Consider the following 13,192-nt stretch of genomic DNA (forward strand, 5'->3'; position numbering starts at 1 on the left):
CACGCAGATTTCCGTTGCCGCTCGGTCCCTCACGGGATGCGAGCCGCGGTGCCGGTCCCCTCGTCCCGTACGAGAGACGGGTACGACCGGGAAGACCGGGGTCCGACCCCGTCCTTACAAGCCCCGGACAGCGCTCACGCGCCGTCCAGATGAGAAAACAGGTACGAGAAGTGGTTTACGCAGTTGTGCGCGCCGGTGGCCGGCAGGAGAAGGTCGAGGTCGGCACCATCGTGACGATGGACCGCATCAAGGCCGACGAGAACGGCACCGTGCAGCTGGCTGCCGTGCTCCTCGTCGACGGGGACTCCATCACCTCGGACGCCGCGGCGCTCGAGAAGGTGTCGGTCACGGCCGAGGTGCTCGAGGAGCTCCGCGGTCCGAAGATCATCATCCAGAAGTTCAAGAACAAGACCGGGTACAAGAAGCGCCAGGGGCACCGTCAGGACCTCACGCGCGTCAAGGTCACGGGCATCAAGTAACACCCACACTTCGCTGATCTGCGGCGGGAGCCATCGCTCCGCAGAGCATCAGCACGGGGCTGCGGCCCCCCGGTCTCGAGGAGATGAGAAATGGCACACAAGAAGGGCGCAAGCTCCACCCGCAACGGTCGCGACTCGAACGCGCAGCGTCTCGGCGTGAAGCGCTTCGGCGGTCAGGTCGTCAGCGCGGGCGAGATCATCGTCCGCCAGCGCGGCACCCACTTCCACCCCGGCGTCAACGTCGGTCGTGGCGGCGACGACACCCTGTTCGCCCTCTCGGCCGGTGCGGTCGAGTTCGGCCAGAAGGGCGGCCGCAAGGTCGTCAACATCGTGGTGGCCGCCGCTTAGGCAGCTCTCCTCGGCCGAGCAGGCACAGGACGCAAGGGGCGGGCTTCGGCTCGCCCCTTGCGCGTTGCTGCGGCACCCTCACTGCGAGCCCCGGGCTCGTGGGCGCCGCGCACCTCGGCACCCGGCGTCGGACACTCCGACGCCGCCACCTCCCCATCGGACGGAACACACCATGGTCACCTTCGTCGACAACGTCACGCTGCACCTGCGCGCCGGGCACGGCGGCAACGGCTGCGTCTCCGTCCGCCGCGAGAAGTTCAAGCCGCTGGCCGGCCCCGACGGCGGCAACGGCGGTCACGGCGGCGACATCGTCCTCGTCGCCGACGCGCAGACCACGACGCTGCTCGCCTTCCACCGCCACCCGCACCGCTCCTCGGCGAACGGCGGCCCCGGGATGGGCGACCACCGCGCCGGCGGCAACGGCGACCTCCTCGAGCTGATGGTCCCGGTCGGGACCGTCGTCAAGTCGCCCACGGGCGAGGAGCTGCTCGACATGGACGAGCCGGGGCTCCGCTTCGTCATCGCCCCCGGCGGCCAGGGCGGCCTCGGCAACGCCTCGCTCGCGACCACCAAGCGCAAGGCCCCCGGCTTCGCGCTGCTCGGCACTCCCGGCTGGGAGGGCGACGTCGTCCTCGAGCTGAAGACCGTCGCCGACGTCGCGCTCGTGGGCTTCCCCTCGGCCGGCAAGTCCAGCCTCGTCGCGGCCATCTCCGCGGCGAAGCCGAAGATCGCCGACTACCCGTTCACCACCCTCGCCCCCAACCTCGGCGTCGTCCAGGCGGGGGAGTCGCGCTACACCGTCGCCGACGTCCCCGGCCTGATCGAGGGCGCGAGCGAGGGCAAGGGCCTGGGCCTGGAGTTCCTCCGCCACGTCGAGCGCTGCACCGCTCTCGTGCACGTGCTCGACTGCGCCACGCTCGAGCCGGGCCGCGACCCGCTGACCGACCTCGACATCATCCTCGGCGAGCTGGCCGCGTACCCGGTCGGCGACGGCCAGGTGCCGCTCCTCGAGCGCCCGCAGCTGATCGCCCTGAACAAGGTCGACGTGCCGGAGGCCCAGGAGCTCGCCGACTTCGTCCGCGCCGACCTCGAGGCCCGCGGCTACCGCGTCTTCGAGATCTCGACCGTCTCCCACTCGGGACTGCGCCAGCTGACCTTCGCCCTCGGCGAGATCGTCGAGCAGCACCGTCTCGCCCTCGCGGCCGAGCCCAAGGTCGAGCGGATCACCATCCGCCCGCGCGCCGTCGACGAGAAGGACTACGAGATCCGCGTCGAGGGCGGCTCCTACGGCAACGTCTACCGCGTGCTCGGCACCAAGCCGCAGCGCTGGGTCGCGCAGACCGACTTCACGAACGACGAGGCCGTCGGCTTCCTCGCCGACCGGCTCGCGAAGCTCGGCGTCGAGAACGGCCTCTTCTCGGCCGGGGCCGTCGCCGGCTCGACCGTCGTCATCGGCCCGGGCGACGGCGTCGTCTTCGACTGGGAGCCCACGCTCACCTCGACGGCGGAGCTGATCACCGCCCCGCGCGGCACCGACCTCCGCCTCGAGGAGAACAACCGCAAGACCCGCGCCGAGCGTCGCGACAACTACCTCGAGCGGATGGACGCCAAGGCGGCCGCCCGCGCCGAGCTCGACCGCGAGCGCCAGGGCGGCGTCTGGCGCGTCTCCGACGAGGACGACCTGGTGGGCGACGCCGAGGAGGTCTGACTCCTCGGCACCGCCCTCGGCGAGGCGCCGTCGGCGAATACACTGGCCGGATGCCGCAGACGACCCTCGACAGCTCCGTCCTGACCGAGCGGTTCGCCGCCTCCCGCACGGCCTCGCGGTCCCTGCGCAGCGCGACGACCGACCTCAAGAACCGCGCCCTGCTCGCGATCGCCGACGCCGTCCGCGGATCCGTCGAGCGGGTCGTCCCGGCGAACGGGCTCGACCTCGCGAACGGCCGGGAGAACGGCATGAGCGCCGGGCTGCAGGACCGCCTCCGTCTCGACGAGGCGCGTCTCGGCTCGCTCGCCGACGCCGTGGTCGCGGTCGCCGGTCTCGTCGACCCGGTCGGCCAGACGGTCCGAGGCTCGAACCTGCCCAACGGCGCCTCGCTCACCCAGGTGCGCGTGCCCTTCGGCGTCGTCGGCGCCATCTACGAGGCGCGCCCCAACGTCACGATCGACATCGCCGCCCTCGCGCTCAAGAGCGGCAACGCCGTGATCCTCCGCGGCGGCAGCGCGGCCGAGAACACCAACCGCGTCCTCGTCGAGCTGCTGCAGGAGGCGGTCGCCTCCGTCGGCCTGCCCGCCGAGCTGATCCAGACGGTCGACGACTTCGGCCGCGAGGGCGCCAAGGCTCTGATGCGCGCCCGCGGCTACGTCGACGTGCTCGTGCCCCGCGGCAGCGCCGGCCTGATCGAGTCGGTCGTGACCGAGTCGACCGTGCCGGTGATCGAGACGGGCGCCGGAGTGGTGCACGTCTTCCTCGACGCGAGCGCGGACGAGCAGTGGGCCGTCGACATCGTGCACAACGCCAAGACCCAGCGCCCGAGCACCTGCAACGCGCTCGAGACGCTGCTCGTGCACCGCGACGCCGCCGAGCGCCTCCTGCCGCCCGTCCTCGGCCGCCTCGCCGCCGCCGGAGTGACCGTGCACGGCGACGAGCGGGTCCGCGCGATCGTCGCCGATGCGGTGCCCGCCACCGCGGAGGACTGGACGGCCGAGTACTACTCTCTCGACATCGCAGTCGCCGTCGTCGACGATCTCGACGCGGCGATGGACCACATCGCCCGCTACTCCACCCACCACACCGAGTCGATCGTCACCAACGACCTGCGCAGCGCCGAGCGCTTCCTCGCCGAGGTCGACTCCGCGGTGGTGATGGTGAACGCCTCCACCCGCTTCACCGACGGCGGCGAGTTCGGCTTCGGCGCCGAGGTCGGCATCTCGACGCAGAAGCTGCACGCCCGCGGCCCGATGGGACTGCCCGAGCTGACGAGCACGAAGTGGCTGCTGCGCGGGTCCGGTCAGGTCCGCTCCTAGCGCCGCACCCGGCTCGCGGCGGTGTCCGGGTAGACTCGACGACGCCCTGAGTGGGCGATCCCGATTCCAAGGAGCACCGCATGTCCCTCGTGACGACCGTCCTCGCTGAAGCAGCGCACACCGAGCTGCCGATGCCGACCATCGTCTACGGGCTGATCGCCGTCGTCGCCTTCACCGCGCTCGGCTTCGTCACGTGGAGCTACCGCGACGTAGCCAACCGCCACTCGCACAAGACCGGTGCCGGCTCCCACGACTCCCACGGCCACGGCCACTAGTCCGGCGGCCCTGCGATCGTGACGTCCGCCGCGAGCGGAGACCCGCGGCGTCCGCGCATCGGCGTGATGGGTGGCACCTTCGACCCGATCCACCACGGGCACCTCGTCGCCGCCTCCGAGGTGGCGCAGTCCTTCGACCTCGACGAGGTCGTCTTCGTGCCGACCGGCCGGCCGTGGCACAAGAAGACGGTCACGCCGCCGGAGCACCGCTATCTGATGACGGTCATCGCGACCGCGTCCAACCCGCGCTTCACCGTCAGCCGCGTCGACATCGACCGCATCGGCACGACGTACACGATCGACACGCTCCGCGACATCCACCTCGCCCACCCCGACGCCGAGCTGTTCTTCATCACGGGAGCCGACGCCGTCGAGCAGATCCTGAGCTGGAAGGACTACGACGAGCTCTGGGAGCTGGCGCACTTCGTCGCCGTCAGCCGGCCGGGTCACGCCCTGTCCGTTTCGGGATTGCCGGCTCAGGACGTATCGTTGTTGGAAATTCCGGCGCTAGCGATTTCCTCGACGGACTGTCGGAGCCGCGTGAACCGGGGTGATCCGGTCTGGTATCTGGTTCCCGACGGTGTCGTCCAGTACATCTCGAAGCACCACCTGTATCGGAGCACGACATGACAGTTCAGCACGAGGGCGCGCCGCTCACCCGGCGCGAGATCCGCGAGCGCGAGCGAGCCGCGGCCGGCGCAGCGCCCGCCGCCGCACCGACGACCTCCCGCCGCGCCGCGACCGCGTCCGTCACTGCCGCGGGCGAGATGCCCGTCCTCACCGCGACCCAGGCCCTGCGCGTCCCCGTCGTCGCGCCGACCCCCGCCCCCGAGCCCGAGCTCAGTACCTCCGCCATCGAGGTCGTGCTGCCCGAGGGCGTCGATCGCAGCACGCTCACCCGCCGCGAGCTCCGCGCGCTGCTCGCCCAGCAGCAGGCCGAGCAGGTCGCCGCGACCCCCGAGGCCGCGCCTGCCGACGCCGCGCAGGAGTCGGCGAAGACCGAGCCCGACGCCGCCGCCGAGGAGACCGCTGCCGAGGAGACCGCTCCCGAGGTGTCCGACGTCGAGCAGCCGGCCGACGAGTCCGAGCAGTCGGACGACGAGCCCGAGCAGCCCAAGCTCAACACCGCCCTCTTCGCCACCGTCGGCACGCTCGACATCGCGGACGAGAAGGCCACAGAGATCACCGGCAGCTTCCACCCGCCGATCGAGCACCTGGCCATCACCGACGAGCTCGACAGCAAGTCCAAGGAGGAGGTCGACGCCTCCTTCGACTCCCTCATCGCGAGCGGAGTCGCCGCGACGGGCGCCGTCACCACGACGAACGCCCTGATCCTGCCGACCGCGGGCGACGCGTCTCCGGTCCGCACGGACACGGGGGAGGTGCTCGTCACGGGCTCCTTCGACCTGCCGCGGAGCCTCGGCTCCACCGGTCAGCACCCCAACCTCTACGACTCGCCCGATGTCGACCGCTACGTCGACCGCATCGACCGCGAGCAGCCCGCCTCCGACTCGGAGCCCGTCCGGGCGTCGAGCGCCGTCTCCACGCACGCCGCGGGCACCGCGATGATCGCCCCGCAGAAGCGCCGCGCCGTCAGCGTCCCCGTCGTGCTGGCCATCACCGCCGCCGTGCTGCTGGTCGCCTCGATCGCGCTGTTCATCGGCGGCTTCGTCCTCAACATCTTCTGATCCACCACCGACACTGAAGGCTTCATGACTGCGACCGCTTCCGCCCGCGCCCTGCTCGACCTCGCGGCCACCGCCGCCGACTCCAAGGGCGGGGAGGACCTCGTCGCGCTGGACGTCTCGGGACCGCTGCCGCTCGTCGACATCTTCTTCCTGGTGACGGGGCGCTCCGAGCGCAACGTCGTCGCCATCGCCAACGAGGTGGAGGACCGCCTCAACGAGTCCGGCGCCAAGCTCCTGCGCCGCGAGGGCCGCGCCGAGGGACGCTGGATCCTGCTCGACTTCGGCGACCTCGTCGTCCACGTCTTCCACGAGGAGGACCGGATGTACTACTCGCTGGAGCGCCTCTGGAAGGACTGCCCCGTGGTCCCGATCACGCTGGCGAACGCCGTTCCCGCCGACTCCGCGGCCTCCTCGAACTGAGGAACACGCCCGGCGTCGCCGCTCGATTTCACTCCACGCGCTTCGTGTTGTAGTTTATTCGAGTTGCTTCCGCCGGGCGGAGGAGCGGGCCGCAAGGCCGGTACCTCGAGTCCGAGAAGCGCACCAAGGGTCCGTGGCGCAGCTGGTAGCGCACCTGCATGGCATGCAGGGGGTCAGGGGTTCGAATCCCCTCGGATCCACCGCAAGAAAGAAAGCCCCGCACTTCTCCGGAAGTGCGGGGCTTCTCTCGTCTCCGGACGGCGCGCGAGCGGTACCGGCTGGCGCTGGAGAGCTGAGCGCTCCGCCAGAATGGCGGGATGCCGACTCCGACCGCGCCGCGCGGCCTCATCACCCAGTTCTCGATCGTCGACGCGCTGCTGGCCGGTCTGTTCGACGGCGTCGTCACGCGCGCCGAGGCCGACGAGGCCGGCGACTTCGGGCTGGGCTGCGGCGACCACATGGAGGGCGAGCTCGTCGTGCTCGACGGCGTGCACCGGCTGTTCCGCGGCGACGGCTCGGTCGTCGTCCTCGAGCCGGAGGACACGATCGCGTTCGCCGAGCTGGCCCGGTTCGCTCCGGACAGCACGGAGTCGGTCGAGGCGGTGCCGTCGCTCGACGCCCTGCTGACGGCGGTGCGGCGGACCGTGCCGAGCCTGAACGTGTTCGTCGGCGTCCGTCTCCGAGGCCGCGTGGAGTACCTGACGCTGCGGCAGCCGATCGCCCAGGTGAAGCCGTACCTCCGCCTGGCGGACGCGATGCGCGACCAGCGCGAGGTGCACCTGAGCGACGTCGAGGGCACGATCGTCGGCTTCTACGGCCCGAAGCCGTTCCAGGGGATCAGCGTCGCCGGGCTGCACACCCACTTCGTCGACTCGAGCGGCTCCGTCGGCGGCCACGTCCTCGCAGCGTCCGGGCTGAGCGGCGAGCTGGCGGTCGAGCAGTACGCCGGGCTCACCGTGCGCCTTCCGGAGTCGGAGGACTTCCTCGCCGCGGACCTCGACGACGAGGTCGGCAGCTCCGACGCCGCCATCCGCGCCGTCGAGACCGACCACGCGCACTGAGGTGCACTCCGGCGGGGGAGCGGCGGCCCTACCCTGGACGCATGCCCACGCTGCGCGACGTCCACGCCGTCATCGACCGTCTCTGGCCCGAGGGGGCCGCTGAGGACTGGGACGCTCCCGGTCTGGTCACCGGTGACCCGGCTGCGCAGGTCGAGCGGATACTCCTCACGGTCGACGTCGTCGCCGACACCGTCTCCGAGGCCGTCGACGGCGGCTACCAGCTCCTCCTGGCCCACCACCCGCTCCTGCTCCGCGGGGTCACCTCGATCGCGGAGGACGGCTACAAGGGCCGCCTGCTCGCCGAGCTCATCCGGCACGGCTGTGCGCTCGTCTCCGCGCACACCAACGCGGACATCGTCGCGGACGGCGTCTCCGACGTCATTGCGACCCGGCTCGGGCTCACCGGCACGACGCCGCTGGTCCCCGGCGAGGATCCGTCGGTCGGCCTCGGCCGCGTCGGCGACCTCGCCGAGGAGGTCACGCTCGGCCGTCTCGCCCGCGCCGTGGCCGAGCTGCTGCCCGCGACCGCCGGAGGAGTCCGTGCCGCCGGCGACTACGAGGCGCCCGTCCGCCGGGTCTCGCTCTGCGGCGGAGCCGGGGACTCCCTCCTCGACAGCCCCGCCGTCCGCACGAGCGACGTTTACATCACAGCCGACCTCCGGCACCACCCGGCCTCCGAGGCGCGCGAGAAGGCCCGCCACGGCACCGGTCCGGCGCTCCTCGACGTCTCGCACTGGGCGAGCGAGTGGCTCTGGCTCGACGTCGCCGCGACCGCTCTGCGCACCGCGCTTCCCGGGGTCGTCGTCGACGTCAGCGAGACCCGCACCGACCCCTGGGATTTCGCGATCGTCCACTGACGCTCCGCGAGCGCGCGAGAATGGAGCCGGCACGCCCACCCTCCGTGCCGGGAACGAGGACCGCGACGTGATTGCCAGCCCCGCCGACCAGCGAGAGCTCCTGACTCTGCAGAGTCTCGACACGAGGGGCAACCAGCTCCGTCACGCCGTCGCCACCCTGCCGCAGATCGCGGCGATCAAGGCGATGCAGACCCGCGACAACGAGACCCGCCGCACCCTCGCGGAGCGCAACGGCCGGCTGGAGGACGCCCGCACCGAGCTCGGCCGCATCGAGTCCGACGTCGAGGTCGTCGACAAGCGCCTCGCCCGCGACCGCGACCGCCTGCAGACCGCCTCGTCCGCGAAGGACATCGCCGCACTCGAGGGAGAGATCACCTCGCTGGTCAAGCGCCGCGGCGACCTCGAGGACATCGAGCTGACGCTGATGGAGCGGATCGAGGGCATCGAGGCCGAGGTCGCCGCCGCCCAGGCCGAGCGCGACGAGGTCGTCGCGGGCATCGCGACCCTCGCCGAGGAGCGCGACGCCCAGGCGGAGAAGCTCGCCGGCAAGCAGGAGGCGCTCGCCCGCGACCGCGCCTCGCTCGTCGAGAAGATCCCGGCCGACCTGGTGGAGCTCTACGAGAAGCAGCGCGCCCGCTACGGCGTCGGCGCGGCGCTCCTGCGTGGCAAGGTGTCGGAGGGGAGCGGCGTCGCCCTCACCGAGTCCGACCTCGCCTGGATCCGCACCACCGCGCCCGACCAGGTCGTGCTCTGCCCCGACAGCGGCTGCATCCTCGTCCGCGGCGACGAGTCGACGCTCGCCTGACCCGGCCCGTACACTGGTTCCGCGAACGGGCCGGCAAGACGGTCGCGTCGCCGGGGTGAGAGCCCCGGCGCCGAGGAACGTCCGGGCTCCGCAGAGCAGGGCGGTGGGTAACACCCACCCGGGGTGACCCGCGAGACAGTGCCACAGAGAACAGACCGCCACGGGCCCCGGCCCGCGGTAAGGGTGAAACGGTGGTGTAAGAGACCACCAGGGGCCGGAGTGATCCGGTCCGCTCGGTAAACCTCGCCCGGAGCAAGGTCAGACAGAGGACGATGCGGCTGCTCGTCGGGTCCTCGGGTAGACCGCTGGAGGGTCACGGCGACGTGCCCCCGAGAGAGATGGCCGTCCAGCGCCCGCCGAGAGGCGCGGCGTGAACAGAACCCGGCGTAATAGCCGACCCCTTCGCCACGAAAGGCCCCGCACAGCGGGGCCTTTCGCGTCTCGTGGCCGGCTGCGCCCCTTTGCGCGGCGGTCCCTGCCCGCCGCGCCGCGGTCGGTCTGGGTGCGTGGTCGCGTTTCGCGGAGCGTCTCGCGTTCGGCTCCGGAGAGACGCTGGCACGCGTTTCTCCGGCTCGCCTCGGCCCTGCTTCCGCATGCTCCTGAAGAGCGCCGTCCTCGCGCGCATGCCGATCGAGTAGCCCTCGGAGAGTGCATATCGAGATCCCGCCCTGCTGCACGAGTGCCTGGGACCGCCGTTCGGTGACGTGGGTCTCGATACGCCGCTCTGCGGCTACTCGACCAGCATGGAGGGGCGGACGTCAGAGGCGCCGACCCTGCCGGCCGCTCTCGCGGAGCGAGGCTCACCGGCGAAACGCGTGCCAGCGTTTCGTCGTAGCCGAGGGCGAGACGCCCTGCGGAACGCGGCCACCTGTCGGGGCCGACGGCGCCGCGGCGGGCGGGGACCGCCGCGGAAGGAGGCGCCGCCTCAGCGGCGGACGCCGCCGCCTGCCAGGGCCGCTGCCCCGAGGATGCCCGCGTTGTTGCGCAGGGCGGCCGGCACGATCGGGGTGCGCAGGTCGAGCAGGGGCAGGAACTCCTCGTGGTGCTTCGAGATGCCGCCGCCGACGATGATCAGGTCCGGCCAGAGAAGCGCCTCGAGGTGGGAGTAGTAGCGCTGCAGGCGCTTGGCCCAGTGCTTGTAGTCGAGGTCGTCCCGCTCCTTCGCGGCGAAGGACGCCTTCTTCTCGTAGTCGCCGCCGTGGATCTCGAGGTGGCCGAGCTCGGCGTTGGGGATGAGGACGCCGTCGTAGATCTGCGCGGTGCCGATGCCGGTGCCGAGCGTGGTCATCAGGACCAGGCCCTTCTTGTCCTTCGCCGCGCCGAAGCGCGACTCGGCGTACCCGGCGGCGTCGGCGTCGTTCACGAAGAAGATGTCGCGGCCGATGGCGTCCTCGAACAGCTTCTCGGCCTCGAGGCCGATCCACTCATCCGAGACGTTCGCGGCGGACATGGTGCGCCCGTGCACCACGGCGGCCGGGAAGCAGATCCCGACGGGGGTGTCGGCCGGTGCGTCCGGGAGCATGCCCAGGATCTGCTGCACCGTGGCGACGATGTCCTTCGGGCGTCCGCCCTCGGGGGTGGCGACCTTCATCCGGTCGCTGAGGAGGGCGCCCTCGCCGAGGTCGACGTACGCCCCCTTGATGCCGGTCCCTCCGATGTCGATTCCGATCGCGGTCGCAGCAGCAGTCATACCGGCCATGCTAGCGAGGCGCGAGGGGGAGCGACCGGCGACCGGCCCCGGCGTAGGATCGCGACATGTCTGACGGTGATGCGAACTCCTGGTGGTACAACCTCAAGTCCGGCGCGGTGGAGCAGGGCTTCCAGTCCCCGTCCGTCGACCGCGCGGGCCCCTACTCGTCCCGCGAGGAGGCGTCGCACGCCCTCGAGAAGATGCGCGAGAACACCCGCCGCTGGGACGAGGAGGACGCGGAGGATCGCTGATCCCACGCTGAGCCGGGTCGCGCCCCGCTACTCGTAGCTGTGCTCGGCTCCGGGGTACGCGCCGGCCTCGACGTCCTCGCGGAACGCGGTCACCGCGCCGGTGAGGACACCGCGCAGGTCGGCGTACTGCTTGACGAAGCGCGGCACGCGGCCGGTGGTCAGCCCGGCGAAGTCCGTCCACACGAGCAGCTGACCGTCCACGTGCGGGCCGGCACCGACGCCGATCGTCGGGATGCTGAGCTCCTCGGTGACCCGGCGGGCGGCCTCGCTCGGCACCATCTCGAGCACGACGGCGAACGCGCCGGCGTCCTGGACGGCACGGGCGTCGGCGAGCAGCTGCTCGATCCCCTCGCCGCGGCCCTGGATCATGTGCCCGCCGAGGCCGTGCTCGCTCTGCGGGGTGAAGCCGATGTGCGCCATCACCGGGATGCCGGCCTCGACGATCCGCCGGATCTGCTCCGCGGAGCGGACGCCGCCCTCGAGCTTCACGGCGTGCGCGTGCGTCTCCTTCATGAAGCGGAAGGCGGTGTGCAGCGCGTCGTCCGGGCCCGACTCGTAGGAGCCGAAGGGCAGGTCGGCGACGACGAACGCGCGCTCGACGGCACCCGCGACGGCGCGGGCCAGCGGGATCAGCTCGTCCACCGTGACCGGCAGGGTCGTGTCGTAGCCGAGCACGGTGTTGCCGGCGGAGTCGCCCACGAGCAGGAAGTCGATGCCCGCCTGGTCGAAGATGCGGGCCGTGAGCACGTCGTAGCTGGTGAGCCCGGTGATCCGCACCCCCGAGTCCTTCGCGGTCTGGAAGTGGCGGGTTCTCACGCGTTTCACGGGCTGCGCTGACATGCGGTCGAGTCTATCCGCGCCCCGTCAGGGCTCCGCGGGGAACGGCCGGGCGCCCAGCAGGGGAGGGGCGGAGCCACTAGCCTGGGAGCGAAACAGGAAGGGCCTTGATGGACAAGCAACGGGACTTCGTTCTTCGCACCATTGAAGAGCGAGGGATCAAATTCGTTCGCCTCTGGTTCACGGACGTCGTCGGCACGCTCAAGTCGGTCGCGATCGCGCCGGCCGAGGTCGAGGGGGCGTTCGCCGAGGGTCTCGGCTTCGACGGCTCCGCGATCGAGGGACTGACCCGCTCCTACGAGGCCGACGTGCTGGCGCACCCGGATCCGTCGACCTTCCAGATCCTGCCGTGGCGCGGCGAGATCGATCCGACGGCGCGGATGTTCTGCGACATCACCACGCCGGACGGCCAGCCCGCCGTCGCCGACCCGCGGAACGTGCTCAAGCGCACGCTCGCGAAGGCGGCCGAGCGCGGCTTCACGTTCTACACGCACCCCGAGATCGAGTTCTACCTGCTGAAGTCGTCGACCTTCGGCGCGGAGGGGCCCGAGCCCGTCGACTCCGCCGGCTACTTCGACAACGTCCCCGGCGGCACGGCGCACGACTTCCGCCGCCGCTCGGTCCGGATGCTCGAGGACCTCGGCATCTCGGTCGAGTTCAGCCACCACGAGGCGGGCCCCGGCCAGAACGAGATCGACCTCCGCTACGCGGACGCGCTGACCACGGCCGACAACATCATGACCTTCCGCACGGTCATCAAGGAGGTGGCGATCGAGCAGGGCGTCTACGCGACCTTCATGCCCAAGCCGCTCTCCGGCCACCCCGGCTCGGGCATGCACACGCACCTCTCGCTCTTCGAGGGCGACATGAACGTGTTCTACGAGCAGGGCGCGCAGTACCAGCTGTCCAAGCTCGGCCGCCAGTTCATCGCCGGGCTGCTCAAGCACGCCCCCGAGATCACCGCGGTGACGAACCAGTTCGTCAACTCCTACAAGCGCCTCTGGGGCGGCGACGAGGCGCCGAGCTACGTGTCCTGGGGCCACAACAACCGCTCCGCGCTCGTCCGCGTGCCGCTGTACAAGCCCAACAAGGGCCAGTCCTCGCGCATCGAGTACCGCGCGCTCGACTCGGCCGCGAACCCCTACCTCGCGTACTCGCTGCTGCTGGCCGCGGGACTCAAGGGCATCGAGGAGGGCTACGAGCTCCCCGCCGAGGCCGAGGACAACGTCTGGACGCTGTCGGACGCCGAGCGCCGCGCCCTGGGCTACAGCCCGCTGCCGGCGAGCCTCGACCGCGCGATCTCGCTGATGGAGGAGTCGGAGCTCGTCGCCGAGACGCTCGGCGAGCAGGTGTTCAACTTCGTGCTGCTCAACAAGCGGAAGGACTGGGCCGAGTACCGCGCCCAGGTCACCCCGTACGAGCTGCGCAGCAACCTCGAGATGCTCTGACCCCTC

The 13,192-nt window shown here is 71.3% G+C and carries 15 protein-coding genes, 1 tRNA gene and 1 other RNA gene; 15 read left to right on the plus strand and 2 right to left on the minus strand.

Annotated elements, in window-relative coordinates; genetic code table 11:
* Nucleotides 1–170: 170 nt before the first annotated feature.
* The 13 genes from rplU (at nucleotide 171) to rnpB (ending at nucleotide 9,365) form a co-directional block, all read left to right on the plus strand.
* A complete protein-coding gene (gene rplU / locus MT355_RS08485; protein WP_123445822.1) occupies nucleotides 171–479 on the plus strand; it encodes a 50S ribosomal protein L21 in 309 nt (102 codons plus the stop codon).
* A 90-nt stretch (nucleotides 480–569) separates the two neighbouring features.
* Nucleotides 570–827 (plus strand): 50S ribosomal protein L27, encoded by a 258-nt coding sequence (gene rpmA / locus MT355_RS08490; protein WP_123445823.1) that lies wholly within the window; start codon nucleotides 570–572, stop codon nucleotides 825–827.
* A gap of 172 nt (nucleotides 828–999) precedes the next feature.
* Nucleotides 1,000–2,535, plus strand: coding sequence for a GTPase ObgE (obgE, locus tag MT355_RS08495; RefSeq protein WP_123703517.1), 1,536 nt, complete (start codon nucleotides 1,000–1,002; stop codon nucleotides 2,533–2,535).
* Nucleotides 2,536–2,585: 50 nt separating this feature from the next.
* Complete coding sequence (locus MT355_RS08500; RefSeq protein WP_243599178.1) at nucleotides 2,586–3,854, plus strand: glutamate-5-semialdehyde dehydrogenase; 1,269 nt, start codon at nucleotides 2,586–2,588, stop codon at nucleotides 3,852–3,854.
* An 80-nt stretch (nucleotides 3,855–3,934) separates the two neighbouring features.
* A complete protein-coding gene (locus tag MT355_RS08505) occupies nucleotides 3,935–4,129 on the plus strand; it encodes a hypothetical protein (RefSeq protein ID WP_123445826.1) in 195 nt (64 codons plus the stop codon).
* Between the two features lie 18 nt (nucleotides 4,130–4,147).
* Nucleotides 4,148–4,759 (plus strand): nicotinate-nucleotide adenylyltransferase, encoded by a 612-nt coding sequence (gene nadD, locus MT355_RS08510; protein ID WP_308197317.1) that lies wholly within the window; start codon nucleotides 4,148–4,150, stop codon nucleotides 4,757–4,759.
* The gene (locus tag MT355_RS08515) at nucleotides 4,756–5,817 is read left to right on the plus strand and encodes a hypothetical protein (protein WP_243599179.1); all 1,062 of its coding nucleotides are present in this window, start codon (nucleotides 4,756–4,758) and stop codon (nucleotides 5,815–5,817) included. Before nadD ends, MT355_RS08515 begins: the two co-directional genes overlap by 4 nt.
* Before the next feature lie 24 nt (nucleotides 5,818–5,841).
* Nucleotides 5,842–6,237 carry a ribosome silencing factor gene (gene rsfS / locus MT355_RS08520; RefSeq protein WP_132437037.1) on the plus strand — a complete coding sequence of 132 codons (396 nt, stop codon included), beginning with the start codon at nucleotides 5,842–5,844 and terminating at the stop codon, nucleotides 6,235–6,237.
* Between the two features lie 127 nt (nucleotides 6,238–6,364).
* Nucleotides 6,365–6,437, plus strand: a tRNA-Ala gene (locus MT355_RS08525).
* Between the two features lie 117 nt (nucleotides 6,438–6,554).
* A complete protein-coding gene (locus MT355_RS08530; RefSeq protein WP_243599180.1) occupies nucleotides 6,555–7,298 on the plus strand; it encodes an acetolactate decarboxylase in 744 nt (247 codons plus the stop codon).
* A gap of 41 nt (nucleotides 7,299–7,339) precedes the next feature.
* Entirely contained in the window at nucleotides 7,340–8,155 is an 816-nt protein-coding gene (locus MT355_RS08535; RefSeq protein ID WP_243586734.1) for a Nif3-like dinuclear metal center hexameric protein, read from the plus strand.
* A 67-nt stretch (nucleotides 8,156–8,222) separates the two neighbouring features.
* Nucleotides 8,223–8,960, plus strand: a complete 738-nt coding sequence (locus MT355_RS08540) for a zinc ribbon domain-containing protein (RefSeq protein ID WP_123445833.1) — start codon at nucleotides 8,223–8,225, stop codon at nucleotides 8,958–8,960.
* A gap of 26 nt (nucleotides 8,961–8,986) precedes the next feature.
* Nucleotides 8,987–9,365: RNase P RNA component class A (gene rnpB / locus MT355_RS08545), an RNA gene on the plus strand.
* A gap of 520 nt (nucleotides 9,366–9,885) precedes the next feature.
* Here the strand turns inward: rnpB and ppgK are convergent.
* Nucleotides 9,886–10,650, minus strand: coding sequence for a polyphosphate--glucose phosphotransferase (gene ppgK / locus MT355_RS08550; protein WP_132437043.1), 765 nt, complete (start codon nucleotides 10,648–10,650; stop codon nucleotides 9,886–9,888).
* A gap of 65 nt (nucleotides 10,651–10,715) precedes the next feature.
* On the opposite strand from ppgK, the gene MT355_RS08555 reads away from it, so the two are divergent.
* Nucleotides 10,716–10,901 carry an SPOR domain-containing protein gene (locus MT355_RS08555; RefSeq protein ID WP_123445835.1) on the plus strand — a complete coding sequence of 62 codons (186 nt, stop codon included), beginning with the start codon at nucleotides 10,716–10,718 and terminating at the stop codon, nucleotides 10,899–10,901.
* Between the two features lie 27 nt (nucleotides 10,902–10,928).
* Here the strand turns inward: MT355_RS08555 and panB are convergent, their stop codons facing one another.
* Nucleotides 10,929–11,741 (minus strand): 3-methyl-2-oxobutanoate hydroxymethyltransferase, encoded by an 813-nt coding sequence (gene panB / locus MT355_RS08560; RefSeq protein WP_132437044.1) that lies wholly within the window; start codon nucleotides 11,739–11,741, stop codon nucleotides 10,929–10,931.
* A gap of 107 nt (nucleotides 11,742–11,848) precedes the next feature.
* Here panB and MT355_RS08565 point away from each other — a divergent pair, with 107 nt between their 5' ends.
* Nucleotides 11,849–13,186, plus strand: coding sequence for a glutamine synthetase family protein (locus tag MT355_RS08565; RefSeq protein ID WP_123736929.1), 1,338 nt, complete (start codon nucleotides 11,849–11,851; stop codon nucleotides 13,184–13,186).
* Nucleotides 13,187–13,192 lie beyond the last annotated feature (6 nt).

The organism is Rathayibacter sp. VKM Ac-2929, from assembly GCF_022815495.1.
GTDB lineage: Bacteria > Actinomycetota > Actinomycetes > Actinomycetales > Microbacteriaceae > Rathayibacter > Rathayibacter festucae.